This window comes from Streptomyces sp. DSM 40868 (assembly GCF_011820545.1).
Classification (GTDB): Bacteria; Actinomycetota; Actinomycetes; order Streptomycetales; family Streptomycetaceae; genus Streptomyces; species Streptomyces eurythermus.
Window position 1 is genome coordinate 1714776 of sequence record NZ_CP050504.1, and the last position, 18518, is coordinate 1733293.

The 18518-nt window shown below is 73.6% G+C and carries 17 protein-coding genes; 10 read left to right on the forward strand and 7 right to left on the reverse strand.

The window, feature by feature from the left end:
- Positions 1-227 precede the first annotated feature (227 nt).
- Positions 228-1112 carry an RNA polymerase sigma-70 factor gene (locus HB370_RS07630; RefSeq protein ID WP_030775109.1) on the reverse strand — a complete coding sequence of 295 codons (885 nt, stop codon included), beginning with the start codon at positions 1110-1112 and terminating at the stop codon, positions 228-230.
- A gap of 136 nt (positions 1113-1248) precedes the next feature.
- Here HB370_RS07630 and HB370_RS07635 point away from each other — a divergent pair, with 136 nt between their 5' ends.
- The 3 genes from HB370_RS07635 (at position 1249) to HB370_RS07645 (ending at position 5448) form a co-directional block, all read left to right on the forward strand.
- Positions 1249-2079, forward strand: coding sequence for an alpha/beta fold hydrolase (locus HB370_RS07635; RefSeq protein WP_030775108.1), 831 nt, complete (start codon positions 1249-1251; stop codon positions 2077-2079).
- 184 nt (positions 2080-2263) lie between these two features.
- Positions 2264-3850, forward strand: coding sequence for an alkaline phosphatase D family protein (locus HB370_RS07640; protein ID WP_030775106.1), 1587 nt, complete (start codon positions 2264-2266; stop codon positions 3848-3850).
- A 146-nt stretch (positions 3851-3996) separates the two neighbouring features.
- Positions 3997-5448 (forward strand): GNAT family N-acetyltransferase, encoded by a 1452-nt coding sequence (locus tag HB370_RS07645; protein WP_244405464.1) that lies wholly within the window; start codon positions 3997-3999, stop codon positions 5446-5448.
- A 61-nt stretch (positions 5449-5509) separates the two neighbouring features.
- Here HB370_RS07645 and HB370_RS07650 read toward each other — a convergent pair whose 3' ends face one another.
- Positions 5510-6715: an aminotransferase class I/II-fold pyridoxal phosphate-dependent enzyme gene (locus HB370_RS07650; RefSeq protein ID WP_030775101.1), complete on the reverse strand. Its 1206-nt coding sequence runs from the start codon at positions 6713-6715 to the stop codon at positions 5510-5512.
- 59 nt (positions 6716-6774) lie between these two features.
- Between HB370_RS07650 and HB370_RS07655 the strand changes: the two genes are divergently transcribed.
- Together HB370_RS07655 and HB370_RS07660 are read left to right on the forward strand one after the other, a co-directional pair.
- On the forward strand, positions 6775-7260 hold the full coding sequence (locus HB370_RS07655; RefSeq protein WP_030775099.1) for an Lrp/AsnC family transcriptional regulator: 486 nt from the start codon (positions 6775-6777) through the stop codon (positions 7258-7260).
- 53 nt (positions 7261-7313) lie between these two features.
- On the forward strand, positions 7314-9002 hold the full coding sequence (locus HB370_RS07660) for a DUF885 domain-containing protein (RefSeq protein WP_030775097.1): 1689 nt from the start codon (positions 7314-7316) through the stop codon (positions 9000-9002).
- A 69-nt stretch (positions 9003-9071) separates the two neighbouring features.
- Here the strand turns inward: HB370_RS07660 and HB370_RS07665 are convergent, their stop codons facing one another.
- Positions 9072-9899: an SDR family oxidoreductase gene (locus HB370_RS07665; RefSeq protein ID WP_030775095.1), complete on the reverse strand. Its 828-nt coding sequence runs from the start codon at positions 9897-9899 to the stop codon at positions 9072-9074.
- Positions 9900-10036: 137 nt separating this feature from the next.
- On the opposite strand from HB370_RS07665, the gene HB370_RS07670 reads away from it, so the two are divergent.
- The 4 genes from HB370_RS07670 to HB370_RS07685 all read left to right on the forward strand — a co-directional run bounded on the left by HB370_RS07670 (position 10037) and on the right by HB370_RS07685 (position 13741).
- Entirely contained in the window at positions 10037-10699 is a 663-nt protein-coding gene (locus HB370_RS07670) for a hypothetical protein (protein ID WP_030775093.1), read from the forward strand.
- Between the two features lie 153 nt (positions 10700-10852).
- Positions 10853-11083 carry a ferredoxin gene (locus HB370_RS07675; RefSeq protein WP_030775091.1) on the forward strand — a complete coding sequence of 77 codons (231 nt, stop codon included), beginning with the start codon at positions 10853-10855 and terminating at the stop codon, positions 11081-11083.
- Positions 11073-12464 (forward strand): FAD-dependent oxidoreductase, encoded by a 1392-nt coding sequence (locus tag HB370_RS07680; protein ID WP_030775088.1) that lies wholly within the window; start codon positions 11073-11075, stop codon positions 12462-12464. Before HB370_RS07675 ends, HB370_RS07680 begins: the two co-directional genes overlap by 11 nt.
- Before the next feature lie 32 nt (positions 12465-12496).
- Positions 12497-13741 carry a cytochrome P450 gene (locus HB370_RS07685; RefSeq protein ID WP_030775086.1) on the forward strand — a complete coding sequence of 415 codons (1245 nt, stop codon included), beginning with the start codon at positions 12497-12499 and terminating at the stop codon, positions 13739-13741.
- Positions 13742-13760: 19 nt separating this feature from the next.
- On the opposite strand, the gene HB370_RS07690 is transcribed toward HB370_RS07685, so the two are convergent.
- Entirely contained in the window at positions 13761-14237 is a 477-nt protein-coding gene (locus HB370_RS07690) for a rhodanese-like domain-containing protein (protein WP_030775083.1), read from the reverse strand.
- Between the two features lie 95 nt (positions 14238-14332).
- On the opposite strand from HB370_RS07690, the gene HB370_RS07695 reads away from it, so the two are divergent.
- Positions 14333-14779, forward strand: coding sequence for an Lrp/AsnC family transcriptional regulator (locus HB370_RS07695; RefSeq protein WP_030775081.1), 447 nt, complete (start codon positions 14333-14335; stop codon positions 14777-14779).
- Between the two features lie 69 nt (positions 14780-14848).
- Here the strand turns inward: HB370_RS07695 and HB370_RS07700 are convergent, their stop codons facing one another.
- The 3 genes from HB370_RS07700 to HB370_RS07710 are packed head-to-tail and all read right to left on the reverse strand — an operon-like array spanning position 14849 to position 18457.
- Positions 14849-16048, reverse strand: a complete 1200-nt coding sequence (locus tag HB370_RS07700) for a cytochrome P450 (RefSeq protein WP_030775079.1) — start codon at positions 16046-16048, stop codon at positions 14849-14851.
- On the reverse strand, positions 16045-17061 hold the full coding sequence (locus HB370_RS07705; protein WP_157855524.1) for a pentalenene synthase: 1017 nt from the start codon (positions 17059-17061) through the stop codon (positions 16045-16047). Before HB370_RS07705 ends, HB370_RS07700 begins: the two co-directional genes overlap by 4 nt.
- Positions 17062-17092: 31 nt before the next feature.
- On the reverse strand, positions 17093-18457 hold the full coding sequence (locus HB370_RS07710; protein WP_051815203.1) for a cytochrome P450: 1365 nt from the start codon (positions 18455-18457) through the stop codon (positions 17093-17095).
- Positions 18458-18518: the final 61 nt, after the last annotated feature.

Here is an 18518-nt window from a genome sequence, read left to right on the forward strand (position 1 = left end):
TTGGCGCCCTTGTTTATTAAAGGTTGTTTCACTTCTCTGCGACCATAGGGCGGCGCTCACCCTTGGTCAAGACCAATCCTCGGCCGCCCTGCCGGTTCCCGGACGGCCGGCAGCGAAGCGTTCACGAGGCGTTCGCGCGCGCCGGTGTGTGTGACATCGCGGCAAAGCTCCCGTCGTACGGCGAAGCCCCCGCCGGACGACGGGGGCTCGCGGGCGGGGGCGGTGGCTCAGTGGGCGATGAGATGCCGGAGCTTGTCCGGGTTGCGGATGACGTAGACGGACGTGATGCGGCCGTCGGCGATGTCCACCTGGAACAGGCTGTCGGGCCTGCCGCCGGTCAGGATCAGCAGGGCGGGGCCGCCGTTGGTCTCCAGGACGCGGTGGGTCCGGTCCGCTGGGGCGGTGCGCGCGGCGCCGACGAGGAAGCGGCCGACCTTGTCGGCGGTGTGCAGGACGCGCACCGGCGCCTTGGCCTTGCCGCCGCTGTCGCCGACCAGCCGGACGTCCGGGGCGAGCAGCGACATCAGCCCCTCCAGGTCGCCCCCGCCGGCGGCGGCGAGGAAACGTTCGGTCAGTTCCCGGCGCAGGCCGGGTTCGACGTCGTAGCGGGGGCGTCGTTCGGCCACGTGCCGGCGGGCCCGTCCGGCGAGCTGCCGTACCGCCGGCTCGGTCCGTTCCAGCAGCGCGGCGATCTCGGCGTACGGGTAGCCGAACGCCTCCCTGAGCACGAACACCGCCCGTTCCGGCGGGGACAGCGACTCCAGGACGACCAGGACGGCGAGGGAGACGGTGTCGGCGAGCACGGCGCGGTCGGCGGAGTCGGGGGCGGTCTCGGCGAACTCGGTGAGATACGGCTCGGGCAGCCAGGGGCCGACGTATGCCTCGGCGCGCCGCTGGACCCGGCGGAGCCGGTCGATGGCCAGCCGGGTGGTGACGCGCACCAGGTAGGCGCGCGGTTCGCGGACCTCCTCGCGGTCGGCGTGGTACCAGCGCAGCCATGCCTCCTGGACCACGTCCTCCGCGTCGGCGACGCGGCCGAGCATGCGGTAGGCGACTCCCATGAGCAGGGGCCGGTGTGCTTCGAAGACGTCGGTGGCGGGCTGTGCGGTCACCGGCCCATCCCATCGTCATCCGCCCGCCGGTGTCCACCCGGTACGGGGCCGGTGCCCACCAAGGGCTACCCGCCGGTAGGCGGTTGCTGACAAGCTGTCTACGGCGTCCGTCGGCAGCACAGACGAGGAGCACCCCATGTCCGCCACCGTCTCCTTCCAGGTCCCCGCCCCGCACGGCCCGGGCGAGGTGACCGTGTCCTACGCGCGCGTGGGCCGCGGGGAACCGCTGGTCCTGCTGCACGGCATCGGCCACCACCGGCAGGCCTGGGACCCGGTCGTGGACATCCTGGCCACCGAGCGCGAGGTGATCGCCGTGGACCTGCCGGGCTTCGGCGCCTCCCCGGGCCTGCCGGAGGGGCTGCCCTACGACCTGCCCACCACGGGCGCCGTGCTCGGCGCCCTGTTCGAGGCGCTGGACCTGGACCGCCCGCACGTCGCCGGCAACTCGCTGGGCGGCCTGCTCGCCCTCGAACTGGGCCGGGAGAAGCTCGTACGGTCCGTCACGGCCCTGTCCCCCGCCGGCTTCTGGTCACCGGCGGAGCGGCGGTACGCCTTCACGGTGCTGCTCGGCATGCGCGGCGTCGCCCGCCGGCTGCCGCCGCCGGTGGTGGCGCGGCTGTCCCGCACGGCGGCCGGCCGTACCGCGCTGACCAGCACCATCTACGCCCGCCCGGCGCGCCGTTCGCCGGACGCGGTGGTCGCCGAGACGCGGGCGCTCGCGACGGCCACCGGCTTCACCGCGACCCTGCGGGCGGGCGCCGAGGTCCGGTTCACCGACGCCGTGGCGGGCCTGCCGGTCACGGTGGCCTGGGGCGCCCGGGACCGGCTCCTCGTGCCCCGCCAGGGCATCCGCGCCAAGCGGATCGTCCCGCACGCCCGGCTGGTCCGGCTGCCCGGCTGCGGTCACGTCCCGATGAACGACGACCCGGCGCTGGTGGCGCGGGTGATCCTGGACGGCAGCCGCTGACGCGCGCCCCCGCGCCCGTGCGCGGCGAAGCGGCCCGGCGGCGAGCCCGGCCGCTTCGCCGTCGCGCGCGGTGCCGACGGCCCGGCCGGCGACGGGAGTTCACCTCGGGTTCGCGTGCGCGCCGCGCCGCCCCAGTAGGTGTGGCTGCGCACACTGGCCGGATCCCGTCCCTGGAGGCGCAGCCATGTCCCACCGTCCACTCCCGGGCCGCCGCAGCGTACTGCGCGGCTCGCTCGCCGCGTCGGCGGCCCTGACCCTGCCCGCCGGCCTCGGCGCGGCCCCGGCGTTCGCCCGTTCCGGCCGTCCCCGGGCGGGCTGGGGGGTGCAGACCGGTGACGTGACCTCCGACTCCGGCCTGGTGTGGGTGCGTGCGGACCGGCCCGCCCGGATGATCGTGGAGACCGCGGCCACCGAGTCGTTCCGCAATCCGCGCCGCTGGCACGGTCCGCTGCTGGGCGCCGGCACGGACTTCACCGGCACCACCCGGCTGCACGGCCTGCCGTCCGGCGAGCAGATCCACTACCGGGTGCTGCTGGCCGACCCCGACGACCCGCGCCGCACCGGCGAGCCCGTCACCGGCACCTTCCGCACGGTCTCCCGGCGGCGCCGGGACGGCGTGCGCTTCCTGTGGTCGGGCGACCTGGCGGGCCAGGGCTGGGGCATCAACCCCGACCTCGGCGGCTACCGCATCTACGACGCCATGGCCCGGCTGGACCCCGATTTCTTCCTGTGCAGCGGCGACACCATATACGCCGACGGCCCGATCCCCGAGACGCAGGCGCTGCCCGGCGGCGGCACCTGGCGCAACGTCACCACCGAGGAGAAGGCCAAGGTCGCCGAGACCCTGGCCGAGTACCGGGGCAACTTCCGCTACAACCTGCTCGACGCCAACCTGCGCGCGTTCAACGCCCGGGTGCCCTCGGTCGTCCAGTGGGACGACCACGAGGTGCGCAACAACTGGTACCCGGGCGAGGTGATCGCCACGACCGACACCCGGTACACCGAGAAGAGCGTCGACGTCCTCGCGGCACGCGCCAGGCGGGCGTTCAGCGAGTACTTCCCGCTGCCCACGCTGCGGCCGGGTGCCAAGGAGGGCCGCGTCTACCGGGTGCTGCGCCAGGGCCCGCTGCTGGACGTGTTCGTGCTGGACATGCGCACCTACCGCAACGCCAACTCGCCGGACGACCAGACCACCGACCCGCAGGGCATCCTCGGCCGGGAGCAGCTGGAGTGGCTCAAGCGGGAGCTGGCCCGCTCGCGCGCGGTGTGGAAGGTGATCGCCGCCGACATGCCGATCGGTCTCGTCGTACCGGACGCGACGGAGGGCCGGCCGAACTTCGAGGCGGTGGCCCAGGGCGACCCCGGCGCGCCGCTCGGGCGCGAGCTGCAGATCGCCGAGCTGCTGCGGTTCATCAAGCACCGGCGGATCACCGGCACGCTGTGGCTGACGGCGGACGTGCACCACACCTCGGCCCAGCACTACCAGCCGTCCCGGGCCGCGTTCACCGACTTCGAGCCGTTCTGGGAGTTCGTCTCCGGGCCGCTGAACGCCGGCGCGTTCCCGGCCAGCCCGCTGGACGGCACGTTCGGCCCGGAGCGGGTGTTCGTGAAGGCGCCGGCCGCGTCCAACGTCTCGCCGGCCGGCGGCTACCAGTTCTTCGGCGAGGTGGACATCGACGGGGACAGCGGCGAGCTGACGGTGCGGCTGCGGGAGCAGGACGGCAGCGTGCTGTTCAGCCGGACGCTCCAGCCGGGCCGGGTCGGCCAGTAGGCCGGCCGGCAGGCGCACCGGCGGGCCGGAGCGGGGAGGGCGACCGGTCGGCCATAGAAAGCGCAACAAATGGGGCGGAGCATGCTTTTACTCGTCGGACACAATCAGTTCGTGATCGCGCAACACCCCTCCTGCACAGTGGCCGCATGACTCCAGAGATGCCTGATGTGACCCGGGCCCGGCACGGACGGCCCGTGCACCACTGGCGGCGGGACGTCGTCGAACTCGCCGCGCTGTTCACGGCGGTGGCCGTCGCGGACGCGGTGGCCAACCTGATCGGGCACGGGCCGGACGGACCGGCCCTGCTCGTGATCTCGGCGATCGTGCTGGCCGCGACGGCGGGCTTCCACGTGTGGTGGTCACGCCGCCACGGACACGCGCCGCCCGCGAGCGATACCGGTGCCCGGCCGGCCGCCGAGACGCGGCCGGCCGGGCCGTCCGAGCAGCCCGGCGCGCCGGCGGTCGCCCTGCCCGGCCCCGGCACGCTGTGGCGGATGCGGACGACGGTGAAGGACGAGCCCGGGTCCCTGGCCGCCCTGTGCACGGCGCTCGCCGGGCACCGGGTGGACATCCTCAGCCTCCAGACCCACCCGCTGGCCGACGGCACGGTGGACGAGTTCCTGCTGCGGGCGCCGGGCACGCTGACGGCGTCCGGCCTCACCCGGGCGGTCGCGCTGGCCGGGGGCACGTCCACGTGGATCGAGCGGGCCGACGCCCACGATCTGGTCGACGCGCCGACCCGGGTGCTGGGGCTGGCCGCCCGTACCGCGCTGGACGCCTCCGAACTGCCGTTGGCGCTGCGGCAGTTGCTGGGCCGGTGCACGATCCGGTCGCTGCCCGCCACACCGGTCGGCGGTGGCCGGGGTCCGCTGCCGGTGCCCGCCGAGGGGGTGCTGGAGGACACCGTGATGCGGCTGCCGGCGCCCGAGGGCGGGGTGCTCACCGTGGAGCGGCCGTATCTGCCGTTCACCCCGACGGAGTTCGCGCGCGCCCGGGCGCTGGTCGAGCTGGACGGCCGGCTCGGGCCGCGGATCCCCCGCGGGCAGGATGTGCTGACGCTGCCCGAGGGCGACGACATCACGGTGCGACGGGTCGACACCGGGGACCTGGCCGCGGCCAGGGCGATGCACGACCGGTGCTCGGCGCGGACGCTGGGGCTGCGCTACCACGGCCCGGTCGCCGACGCGGACCGCTATCTGAACCATCTGCTCAGCCCCCGCTTCGGCCGCACGCTGGCCGCGCAGACCGCCTCCGGCCGGATCGTCGGCCTCGGGCACCTGCTGTGGGACGGTGACGAGACCGAGGTCGCGCTGCTGATCGAGGACGAGTGGCAGCGGCGGGGCGTCGGCGGTGAACTGCTCGGCCGGCTGGTCGGGATGGCGGCGGAGGCGGGGTGCGCGAGCGTGTACGCCGTGACCAAGGCGTCCAACACCGGCATGATCGCCACGATGCGCGCCCTCGGCCTTCCCCTGGACTACCAGATCGAGGAGGGCACCCTGGTCATCACGGCCCGCCTGGACGCCCCCGGGCACTCCTCGGCCTCCCCGCTCGACCCCACCGTCCGCCACCACCTCACCGACCCGGTCCACCGGGACTGACGGCCGCCGGACCGGCGAGGCCGGCCCCCGCGCGGTCATCCCCGCGGGGGCCGGCTCCCCTTCAACGCACCGCTTCCCGCAGCTCCTTCGCCCCCTGCCGTTCGCGCGGGGCGCCCAGCGCGCGGTCCAGGTCCGCCCACAGGTCGTCCACGTCCTCCAGGCCGACGGACAGGCGGAGCAGCCGGTCGGTCACGCCCGCGCCGCGCCGGTCGTCGGCGTCCACGATGCGGTGGCTGATGGACGCGGGGTGCTGGATGAGCGTGTCGACGCTGCCCAGGCTCACCGCGGGCGTGACGAGCCGGACCCTGGAGATCACCTCGTGCGGGTCGCCGTGGACCTCGAAGGCGACCATCGCGCCGCCGAGGCGCGGGTAGCGCACCCGGGCCACCCGCGGGTCCGCGGCGAGCCGGCGGGCCAGCTCGGCGGCGTTCGCGGAGGCGGCCCGCACCCGCACCGGGAGGGTGGACAGGCCGCGCAGCAGCAGATAGCCGGCCAGCGGATGCAGGACGCCGCCCGTGGCGAACCGGATCTGCCGCAGCCGCCCCGCGAACCCCTCGTCGCAGGCCACCACCCCGGCCAGCACGTCCCCGTGGCCGCCGAGGTACTTGGTGGCGCTGTGCAGCACCAGCCGCGCACCCTGCTCGGCCGGCCGCTGGAGCACGGGCGTGGCGAAGGTGTTGTCGACGAGCAGCGGAACCGGGCCGCAGGCGTCGGCGACGGCCCGCAGATCGGCCTCGGCGAGGGTCGGATTGGCCGGGGACTCGATCAGCACCAGCCCGGTGTCCGGGCGCAGCGCGCCGGCGATGCCGTCCGGGTCGGTCCAGGTGACCTCCGTACCGAGCAGCCCGGCGGTCAGCAGGTGGTCGCTGCACCCGTACAGCGGCCGTACCGCCACGGCGTGCCGGAGGCCCGTCGCGGCGCACGCCAGGAGCACCGCGCTGAGCGCGGCCATCCCGCTGGCGAAGGCGACCGCGGTCTCGGTGCCCTCGAGCCGGGCCAGCGCGGTCTCGAAGCGGGCGACGGTCGGGTTGCCCAGGCGGGCGTAGACCGGCGGTCCGGCCAGGTCGGCGCCTCCTTCGGCGAAGGCGTCGATGCGGGCGGCCTCGGCCCGGCTGTCGTAGGAGGGGTAGGTGGTGGACAGGTCGATCGGCGGGGCGTGCAGGCCCTGCCGGGCCAGATCGTCGCGGCCGGCGTGCACGGCCTCGGTGGCCAGGGCTCTCGGTGCGGTGCGTACGCCGTCGTAGGCACCGGTGCTCGCTGTGTCCATGGCGCAAGGGTGAACATCGCCCGGTTCACGGGGTGCGAGCGCCGTGCTACGTTCGGCACATGGCCGAGTCCGTCGTACTGGATCCGGTCGATCTGCATCTGCTGCGGCTGTTGCAGAACGACGCCCGGACCACCTACCGGGACCTCGCCGCGCAGGTGGGCGTGGCCCCGTCGACCTGTCTGGACCGGGTGGCCCGGCTGCGCCGCTGCGGTGTGATCCTCGGCCACCGGCTGCGGCTGGACCCGGCCAAGCTCGGGCGCGGTCTCCAGGCGCTGCTGTCGGTGCAGGTACGGCCGCACCGGCGGGAGTTGGTCGGACCGTTCGTGGAGCGGATCCGGGCGCTGCCGGAGGCGCGGACGGTGTTCCACCTGACCGGCCCGGACGACTACCTGGTGCATGTGGCCGTCGCGGACATGGCCGACCTCCAGCGGCTGGTGCTGGACGAGTTCACGGCACGGCGCGAGGTCGCCCGGGTGGAGACCCGGCTGGTCTTCCAGCAGTGGGAGTGCGGGCCGCTGCTGCCGCCCGGCCACGCCCGGAGCTGAATACCGACGTAACCGGGTGACGCGGGGATCCCCGGCGTACGAGGATGGGCCGCATGTCCGATACCCAGATCCCGCTGCCCCGTCAGGTCGCCGACGCCTATGTGGACGACCTCATCGCCCTCGACCCGGTCACCGGCACCTATCTCGGTGTGCGGGAGAGTTCGAGCAGGCTGCCCGACTACTCGCCCGAGGGCTGGGACGTTCAGGCGCGGCTGGACCGGGACACGCTCGCGCGGCTGGACGAGGCGGAGCGGCGGCCCGGCGCCGACAGCGACGTGGAGCAGCGCTGCGCACGGTTGCTGCGGGAGCGGCTGACCGCCCGGCTGGCGATGCACGAGGCCGGCGAACACCTGCGTGAGGTCGGCAACATGCACACGCCCGGCCACTCCGTCCGGGAGGCCTTCACGATCACCCCGGCGGAGACGGAGGAGGACTGGGCGGCGATCGCCGAGCGGCTGCGCGCGGTGCCGGAGGCGTTCGCCGGCTACCGTGCCTCCCTCGAACTCGGCCTGGATCGGAAGCTGTTCGCGGGTCCGCGGCCGACCGCCACGTTCATCGGCCAGCTGGCCGAGTGGGCGGACACCGGCGAGGGGCGCGGCTGGTTCGAGGACTTCGCCGCCGCGGGACCCGAGGCCCTGCGCGCGGAGCTGGACGAGGCGGCGCGGGCGGCCACCGGTGCCGTGGTGGAGCTGCGGGACTGGCTGCGCCAGGTGTACGCACCGGCCATCGAGGGCGCCCCGGACGTCGTCGGCCGGGAGCGGTACGCGCGCTCGGCCCGCTACTTCAACGGCACCGACCTGGACCTGGACGAGGCGTACGCCTACGGCTGGGCGGAGTTCCACCGGATCCTCGGCGAGATGCGCGAGGAGGCCCGGAAGATCCTGCCCGGCGCCGCGACACCGTGGGCGGCGCTCGCGCACCTGGACGAGCACGGGCGGCACATCGAGGGCGTGGACGAGGTCCGCGACTGGCTCCAGGGCCTGATGGACCGGGCGATCGAGGACCTGGACGGCACCCACTTCGAACTGGCCGAGCGGGTGCGCCGGGTGGAGTCCCGCATCGCGCCGCCCGGCGGCGCGGCGGCCCCCTACTACACGTCCCCTTCGGAGGACTTCTCCCGGCCCGGCCGCACCTGGCTGCCCACGATGGGCCTGACCCGCTTCCCGGTCTACGACCTGGTCTCCACCTGGTACCACGAGGGCGTGCCGGGCCACCATCTCCAGCTCGCGCAGTGGACGCACGTGGCGGACAGCCTCTCCCGCTACCAGGCGACGGTCGGCATGGTCAGCGCCAACGTGGAGGGCTGGGCGCTGTACGCGGAGCGGCTGATGGACGAACTGGGCTATCTGGAGGGCCCGGAGGAGCGCCTCGGCTATCTGGACGCGCAGATGATGCGCGCGGTGCGGGTGATCATCGACATCGGTATGCACCTGGAGCTGGAGATCCCGGCCGACTCCCCGTTCCACCCGGGCGAGCGCTGGACCCCGGAACTGGCACAGGAGTTCTTCGGGGCGCACAGCAGCCGCCCGGCGGACTTCGTGGAGAGCGAGCTGACCCGCTATCTGACCATGCCGGGCCAGGCGATCGGCTACAAGCTGGGCGAGCGGGTCTGGCTGCTGGGCCGGGAGCGGGCGCGCGCACGGCACGGTGCCGCGTTCGACCTGAAGGCCTGGCACATGGCGGCGCTGTCCCAGGGTTCGCTGGGCCTGGACGACCTGCTGGACGAGCTGTCCCGGCTGTGACCGCCCCGGTCGGCACGGCAGCGGCTCCGGGCGCCTCGGGTCGCCACGACGGCGATCCCGGCGCCCGGGTCAGCGCCGGAAGCCGCCTTCGGAGGTGACGACCTCCCCGGTGATCCAGCCCGCCTCGTCGGTGGCCAGCCAGGCGATGAGGCGGGCGGGGTCGTCGGGCGTGCCCCAGCGTCCGGCGGGGAACCGCGCGGCCACCGCCGCGAGCACCTCGTCGGTGGCGTAACCGGTGTCCACCGGGCCGGGGTTGACGGCGTTCACCGTGATCCCCCGGTCGGCGAGCGTGGTGGCCAGCGAGCGGGTGATGGAGGCGAGGGCGCCCTTCTGCAGGGCGTAGGCGATCTCGCCCGGCATGCCGCCGCCTAGGTCCTGGCCGGAGGTCATCAGCACCACGCGCCCGCCGGGGGCGTCCCCGGCCGAGGCGGCGCGGGAGCGGGCGTACGCCTGGACGAGCAGCAGCACCGAGCGGGTGTTCACGGCCCAGTGGGCGTCCAGCATGGCGGCGTCGATGTCGTCCAGGGTGCCGTCGGAGCCGCTGAGGGCGTGGTTGGCGACGAGGATGTCCAGGCGGCCGAACTCCTCGGTCACGGTCCGCACCAGCCGGGCCGGCTCCGCCGGGTCGGCCAGGTCACCGGGGCCGGAGACGACCCGCGCCTGCGGGTCGGCGAGCGCTTCGCGTACGGAGTCGGCGACGGCGTCGGGACTGTCGGCGCCCCAGGGCATGGCGGCGTCGTGCGGCACGTGGTGGTGCAGGTACACGCTGGCGCCGTAGGCCGCCAGCCGCCGGGCCACGGCGTGCCCGATCCCGGCCCGCCGGGAGGCACCGGTGACGAGCGCGGTCCGGCCGCGCAGGGGCAGGGGGTCTCGGCGTAATGCGGAAGCAGTGATCACGGCCGTTCACCTTAGGCGCGGACGCGCGGGGCGCGCGAGCGGTTTTCGGCTCGGCCGGACGGCCGTCTCCCGGTGGCGCGGCCGGCGCGGGGGTGGCCCGCTGGTGCCGGAGGGCCGACGAGGAAAGGCGGGCCGGCATGCGGGAGAACGCGCCGGAGCACGGGGCGCTGCGGACACCGCGCGCCGCGGGCCTGGCGGGGATCGTCTTCGCGCTGCTCCTGGCGGCGGCGATGGTCCTGGTCAGGCTGGCCATTCCGGAGGGGGCCGACGCGGTGACCGCCCGGGGCTTCACGGACTCCGGGCGGCGCGACGCGCTGCGGGCGGCCCTCGCGCTGGTGCCGTTCGCCGGGATCTTCTTCCTGTGGTTCCTCGGCGCGATCCGCGCGCACGTCGGCGCCGTCGAGGACAAGTTCCTCGCCACCGTCTTCCTGGGCAGCGGGCTGGTCTTCACCGCCACGCTGTTCGGGGCCGCCGCCGCGGCGGGCGCCGTGCTGGCGGTGGGCCGTCCGCCGGGTCTGCCGCCGTCGCCGGTGGCCTGGGACTTCGGCCGCCACCTCGCCTACACGCTGATGACGGGGTACGCCATGCGGATGGCGGCCGTCTTCGTGTCGTCCCTGTCGGTCATGGGCCACCGGCTGGGCGTACTGCCCCGCCCGCTGACGATCGCGGGCTTCGTCACCGTGCTGGTCCTGCTCTTCGTCTCGTCGAACGTGCCGTGGGCGGAGCTGGTCCTCCCGGCCTGGTCGCTGCTGACCGGCCTGCACATCCTCAGGGTCGGCCGGGGAAAGGGCGGCGGGTAGGCCGCCGGGCGGTCACTCGATCGGCGTGCCCGGCGCGCGGGTGCCCCGTCCTCGCTCGCATGCTGGCGAGCGGGGGTGACCGCCGTCCGGAGCCCGCCCGCGCGAGCCGTGTGGCGCGCCCCGGACCTCGCCGTGGGAAAGGGCGGAGCGTCGATGAGGCTTGTCGTCGATCTCAACAAGTGCCAGGGGTACGCCCAGTGCGCGTTCCTCGCGCCCGATGTCTTCGCCATGCACGGTGAGGAGTCGCTGCTGTACGACCCGCGCCCGGAGGAGGAGCAGCGGGAGCGGGTGGCGCGGGCCGTGGCCGCGTGCCCGGTGCAGGCGATCACCGCCGACGGCCTGGACCGCGCGGGCGCGTCCCAGGAGGCGTCCGATGTCCGCTGACCACCTCGAACGGCTCAGGCGTGAGGGACGGATCGTGATCGTGGGCGCCTCGCTGGCGGGCCTGCGGGCGGCCGAGACGCTGCGCGCCGAGGGCTTCGCCGGTGACCTGACCCTGATCGGGGACGAGCCGCACGAGCCGTACGACCGGCCGCCGCTGTCGAAGTCCGCGCTGCTGGGCATGGCGTCCCCGCTGCGCACACAGCTGCCGCGCCGCCGGGAGATCGACGCGAAGTGGCGGCTGGGTGTCGCGGCGACCGGTCTGGACCTGGCGGCCAAGCGGGTCCGGCTGGCCGACGGGGACGAGGTGGAGTACGACCGGCTGCTCATCGCGACCGGGGTGCGCGCCCGGCCGTGGTTCAAGGAGGAGGAGGCCCGGCTGGACGGGGTGTGTGTGCTGCGCACCCGGGAGGACGCGGCGGACCTGGCCCGGCGGCTGCGGGCGGGGCCGCGGCGGGTGTTCGTCATCGGCGCCGGGTTCGCCGGTTCGGAGGTGGCCTCGGCCTGCCGGGAGCTGGGCCTGCCGGTCAGCATGGCCGAGCGGGCGGGGGCGCCGCTGGTGGGCGCGCTCGGCGGGGTGATCGGCTCGGTCGCGGCGGACCTCGCGACGGAGCACGGCGTGGACCTGCGCACCCATGTCACGGTGACCGCCCTGGAGGGGGACACGGTCGGCAGGGTGCGGGCCGTCCATCTGTCCGACGAGAGCGTGGTCGAGGCGGACGTGGTCGTGGTGTCGCTGGGGTCGCTGCGCAACACCGAGTGGCTGACCGGGTCGGGACTCGGCGCCGGACCCCGGGGTGTCGCCTGTGACGCGGGCTGCCGGGCCTTCGACTTCCGGGGCATCGTCACGGACGACGTCTTCGTGGCGGGGGATGTGGCGCGCTCCCCGCACGCGCTGTTCGGCTACCAGTTCCTGTCGCTCGAGCACTGGGGCAACGCCGTCGCGCAGGCGGAGACGGCCGCGCACAACATGATCTGCGACGGCGCCGACCGGCGCCCGCACCTGTGGATGCCGGCGTTCTGGTCCTCGATGTTCGGGGTCAACATCAAGTCGGTCGGCGTGCCGCCCATGGGCGAACAGCTGATGATCACGCAAGGCTCGCTCGCCGAGCGCCGGTTCACCGGGGTCTACGGCCACCAGGGCCGGGTCGTGGCCGCCGTGACCTTCGACAACGCGCGCTGGCTGGAGTTCTACCAGCGGCAGATCGAGCGGGGCGCGCCGTTCCCGGTGGAGTTCCCGACGCTGGACCGCCGTCCGGAGGGCCGGCAGCCGGTGCCGGCCGGTTTCCCGGACCCGTCGCTGCCGACCCACGGCCCCATGGTGACCCTCAGCGGTTACTCGCCGGCCGATCAGCAGCTGGTCTTCCACCCCTCCCGGCACTGACCCGCCGGCCCCGACGTTGTCAAGGAACCGTCATGCCGCACGCCTCGCTGGCACGCCAGATCACCGATTTCAGCAATCGCGCCAACCCGTATCCGCTGTACGCGGAGCTGCGCCGCACACCGGTGCTCCACGAGGAGGAGGACGGCCCGTACCTCATCAGCTCGTACTACGACATCGAGGCGTTGCTGCACGATCCGCGGATCAGCTCCGACGCCAGGAACCTGGCCGCCGCCGGGGCGGACGGAGCGGGCGAGCCGGAGGAGACGGGCGGGCTGCCGCCGTCGTTCCTGCGGCTCGACCCGCCCGAGCACGACCGGCTGCGCCGCATCGCCAACACCGGGTTCGGGCCGCCGCACCGGCCGCGCCGGATCGAGGGCATGCGGGGCGCGATGCGGGAGATCGTCACCGAGCTGATCGACGGTTTCGGCGACGCCCGCCAAGTCGATCTGGTCGACCAGTTCGCGTACCCCTTCCCGGTGACGGTGATCTGCCGTCTGCTCGGGGTTCCCCGGGAGGACGAGCCGACCTTCCGTACCTGGGTGGACCCGCTGGTCGCGAGCCTGGACCCGGAGAAGCGGCCGGGCGGCGCCCAGGAGGCGGAGTACCGGCAGAGCGCGCAGGAGGCGCGGATGCGGCTCGGCATGTATCTGTCCGGGCTGGTCGAGGAGCGGGCCCGGGAGCCCCGCGACGATCTGCTGTCCGACCTGGTCAACAGCCGGGGCCCGGACGGTTCGATGACGATGATGGAGGTGCTCAGCACGTCGGTGCTGCTGCTGATCGCCGGTCACGAGACGACGGTGAACCTGATCACCAACGGCATGCTGACCCTGCTGCGCCATCCGGAGGTCCTCGGGCGGCTGCGCGAGGACCCGGGGCTGTCGGTTCCCATCGTGGAGGAACTGCTGCGCTACGAACCGCCGGTGCAGCTCGTGCCGCAGCGCACCTGCATCGCCGACATCGAGGTGCGCGGGGTCACCATCCCGAAGGGCTCGCGGATCTGGCTGATGCTGGCCGCGGGCAACCGGGACCCGGAGCGGTTCAAGGACCCCGACCGGTTCGACCCGGACCGCGGGGACATCCGGCACCTCGGGTTCGGCAGCGGCATCCACAGCTGTTTCGGCGCCCCGCTGGCCCGTCTGGAGACCCAGATCGCGCTGTCCGAGCTGGCCCGGCGGCTGGAGAACCCCCGCCTGGTGGAGGACCCGCCGCCGTACCGGGAGAACGCCGTGCTGCGCGGGCCCCGGCATCTGGACGTGGCCTTCGACGGGCTGCGCTGAGCGCCGAGGGGCGCCGGGGTCAGCAGCCGCAGTCGCCGTCGACGGGGGCGGTCAGCGGGTCGGCGTCCCGGCGGGCCGGGCCCTGCCAGGTCTCGTAGGCGAAGCCCTCGCGCGCCCAGTACTCGAAGCCGCCGAGCATCTCCTTGACCCGGTAGCCGAGTTCGGCGAGGGCGAGCGCGGCGCGGGTGGCGCCGTTGCAGCCGGGGCCCCAGCAGTACGTGACCACGGGAACGGACTTGTCGAGGAGCCGCTCGGCCTGCTCGGGGACGAGCGCGGTCGGCAGGTGGACGGCGCCGGGAATGTGGCCCTGGTCCCAGGAGGCGGTGGAGCGGGTGTCCACGACGACGAATCCGGGATCGCCGCCGGCCGCCAGCGCCGTGGCCACGTCGGAGACGTCGGCGTGGAAGGCGAGGCTCGCCCGGAAGTAGGCGGCGGCCTCGGCGGGGGCGGCGGGGGCGACCCGCAGGACGGGGTTCTCGGAAGCGGTGTTGATCATGACTGGAAATCTACGGTCCACGGAGGGCCGCCCTGAAGGGACGAACCACGGGCTTGCCCTTGTCCCGCCGGGGTTTTCCCTGCTATCCATCCGGGATGACCGTGTATTCCCCGGACGCCACCGACTGGCGCATCCTCGAAGTCCTCCAGCGCGACGGACGCTCCAGCTACGCCGAGCTGGCGCGCGCCGTGTCCATGTCGCCGAGCGCCGTCACCGAACGGGTCCGGCGGCTGGAGGAGGCGGGCGTGATCCAGGGGTACGCGGCGGTGGTCGACCCCGAGCGGCTGGGCCTGCCGATCCTGGCGTTCGTGCGGCTGCGGTATCCGAACGGCAACTACAAGCCCTTCCACGACCTGGTCGCGGCGACACCCGAGATCCTGGAGGCGCACCACGTCACGGGCGACGACTGCTTCGTCATCAAGGTCGCCGCACGGTCGATGTCCCACCTGGAGGAGATCTCCGGGAGGATCGGCGCGCTGGGCTCGGTGACCACCAGCGTGGTGTACTCCTCCCCGTTGCCGCGCCGTCCCCTGGGCCGCTGAGGATCGACCGGGGCGGCCGTTCCTCCCACTGCGCTGCCGGGAAACGGAGTTCCCCTGACCCGGGCCGGGTCACCAGGTGACCGGGAGTGCCTCCACTCCGTAGACCGTCGAGCCCTGGCGGAAGCGGAGGGACGTCTCGGGGACGGCGAGTCCGAGGGTGGGGAAGCGGCGGAGCAGGGCCGGCAGGGCGATCCTCAGCTCCAGCCGGGCCAGTTGCTGGCCGAGGCACTGGTGGACGCCGAAACCGAAGGACAGCTGGGCGACCGGGCGACGGCGGAGGTCGAGGTCGTCGGGGCGCTCGGGGACGAGGCCGGGGTCACGGTTCGCGGTCAGCGGGGAGAGCAGTACGTGCTCGCCCGCAGCGATCGTGGTGCCGTTGAGGTCGACGTCGGCCACGGCCGTGCGCAGGAGCGGTGCCGGGATGGCGAGATGGCGCAGGAGTTCCTCCACCGCTGTCCCTTCGACCGCGGGGTCGTCGCGGAGGGAGGCGAGTTGGTCCGGCTCGCCCAGCAGGGCCAGCACGCTCAGGGCGAGCATGGTCGCCGTGGTCTCGTGTCCCCCGACGAGGAGGGTGGTGGCGAAGCCGATGAGTTCGTCGTCGGTGAGCTCCGCGCCGTGCTCGCGCACCACCGTGCCGAGCACTCCGTTCCCGGGGGTGGCCCGGTTGCGGGTGACGATGTCCGCCATGGCCGCGTTCAGTTCGGCCGAGGCGGCCACCAGGCGGTCGGCGTCGGCCGTCCCGTCCATGATCACTTGGGAGCAGCGCTGGAACATGGACCGTGTCCCGTACGGGACGTCGAGCAGTTCGCAGATCGCCAGTGAGGGGATGGGCAGGGCGAACATCTCGACCAGGTCGACGACGGGGCCGTGGTCCGCCATGGCGTCGAGGTGGTCGGAGACCATCGTCTCGATCGCGGGCCGCAGTCGCTCGACCCGGCGGACGGTGAAGCTGCCGGTGAGCATGCGGCGCAGGCGGGCGTGGTCCGGACCGCTGTACGCGGGCAGGAAGCCCGGGTGGTTGTACAGGGTGCGCGGCAGCGCCGGGTCGATGCCGGTGCCCGTCACCAGGCGTTCGTCCGCGAAGGCGGCCCGTACGTCGCTGTACCTGGTGAGGACCACGGCCTCGATCTCGCCGCGCACCGGGTGAAAGACGCGCAGCCGCCGCGGGCCGCCCTCCTCGCGCATGCGCAGGAGGTCAGGCGACGGGTCGAACGGGCACGTCCGGTCCCGTTCGGAGGCCACGAAGGACGCTGGACGCCGATCGGTCATGCCGCATGCTCCTCGACTGTGCGGTACCGGGTGGAGGCGTGGTGCCAGTCGTAGGCGCCGCGGATGGTGGTCTGCAGTGCCTCGGTGCAGTAGCGCCGCAGCAGGTCGCGTTCGGCCGGGCCGAGTCGGCGCGTGGCCGTGGCACCGAGCAGGGCGCGGTGGGCGCCGGTGAACAGTTCCAGGGCTTCGTCCTGGCGGCGAAGGGTCTTCTCGATCGCTTCGGGCCGGGAGATCCCGTACTCCCGTTCCAGGCAGAGCACGAGGTTGTTCCGCTCCCCCGAAGCCGCGTCCTTGTCCAGGGAGACGATGTCGTTGTCGCAGATGATGAACGTCTTCGTCATCTCGCGCATGACCGACAGGTGCGGCAGCGCGTACAGGTGGTCCGGGAGGACACACGAGGACAGGCGCTCGGCGAGATCGATGACCGGTGCCACGCCGATGGTGTGGCGCCTCACCCGCAGATACGTGCTCAGCGGCATGGGGGTGCCGGTCTGCCGGCTGAGCGCCTCGTGGACATGGTGGTCGAGGTAGGAGGACCAGTGGGCCGCGGACCGCTGGATCCAGTCCTCGGGCATGTCCCGGCAGCTGCGTCGTCGCATGTCCGCGAACGCGGCGGCCAGGGGCAGCGGGGACGCCTCACCGCCGATGCCCTCCTTGACGAGTCCGACGAGGTGACGGACCCGCTCGGGCGACCGTCCCCACCGCTCGTCGAGCGCGTCGTCGAACAGGAAGTACCAGCTCTGCTGGTCGACCCCGAGGTCCAGTCCGTCTCCGGTCGCGTTCGGATAGAACATGGCCGCTATCAGCGGGAACTGGCCCTTGAGGTGGTGGGCCTCCTCCTCTTGCGAGGACAGGAAGCCGAAGGACTTCGGCCAGGCGAGGTGGCGCTCGTGGGCGGGCCGGAAGTCCGTACTGATCCGGCGGGGGAAGGAGGGGACGGGAACCGGGGCCGGGGACCCGGAACCGTCCTCGGTCGCGGGCGCGGGCATGGTCGCCTCTGCCGTCGATGTCATGGTGGGGCGCACCTCCAGAGTGGGGACCGGTTCAGCGGGCCGGCCAGGGTGTGACGCGCATGGGCAGCGCATTGGGCCGGATCAGTGCTTGGACGACCGGCCGGACCCGGCGTCCCGCGACCGGCAGCACGCGCCACCGCGAGACGATCGAGCGGAGGACGACCAGCATCTCGGTCATCGCGAAGTGGTCCCCGATGCACTTCCGGCTGCCCAGGGCGAACGGAACGTAGGCGCCCGGTGGAAGATCCTTCTCGGTACGGACGAGCCACCGGTCCGGGTCGAAGCGCAGGGGGTCCGGGAAGTACGCCGGGTCCCGGTGCATCGTCACCGCGCTGTAGATCAGCTCGGCCCCCTGCGGGAGTTCGACGCCGCGGACCCGCACCGGCTCCGAAGCGCGCCGCATGAGCAGCCAGTTGGGCTGGTGCAGGCGGAGCACCTCCCGGAGGAACCGGTCGGTGAGGGGAAGCGTGGCCGAGCCGGGCAGGGCGCCTGCGGGCAGCGCGGCGCACTCGGCCCGGATCCGCTCGGTGATCTCCGGGCGCCTGCCGAGTTCGTGGAGCGCCCAGGACAGGGTGGTCGACGTGGTCTCGGCACCGGCCATGAGCAGGGACAGCAGCTCGTCACGGGCCTCCGCGTCGGTCATTCCCCGCGGATTGCCGGGGGTGCCGGCGAACATGACCGACAACAGGTCGCCGCGATCGGCGGGGTCCCGACGGGCCTGCCGGACGGCGGTGTCGGCGAGTTCGCGCAGCGCCGCGGCCGCGGACAGGTACTTGCGGTGCCCCAGCACGGGTGAGGACGCGATCGGCGCGGGCAGGACGGTGCCCACGAAGACCCCGCGCATCACCGTGGTGAGGTGCTCCGCGACCCGCTCCCCCAACTCGGCCACGCCCGCGGCGCCGTCCGGGCGTCCGGTGCTGAACAGGGTCGCGACGAGCATGCCCGTCATCATCCGGCGCATCACGAGGTCCATGGCGATCACCTCGCCCGGTTTCCAGGCCGACACCTGTTCCTCGGCGATGCCGGTCATCGTGCCGACGCACGCGGCGATGCTGTCACGGTGGAAAGCGGGCTGGAGCGCGCGCCGTTGACGCCGGTGGACATCACGCTCGGAGGTGATGATGCCGTTCCCGATGAAGGGCCGTGCAACGTCGAACAGCAGCCCTTTGCCGAACTTCCTGCCCTGCGTGACGAGTACGTCGTGGACGGCCTCCGGGGAGTTCAGGACGAACACCGGCCGGCTCCCGAGGAATATCCTGACGATGTCGCCCTGCGCCCTGACCGATTGCAGGAAGTCCACACGCCTGAGGGCCAGTTGCGGCAGGTGGCCGAGCAAGGGGAAGCGGCCCGGCACGACGGGCGCCGCCGCTGGAGCGGTGGTGGAGCGCATGAGCATGGGCCTCTCCGAAGTGAACGGGAAACGCGGGTGCCCCACCGGTGTTCCGTTCCGGTGGGCC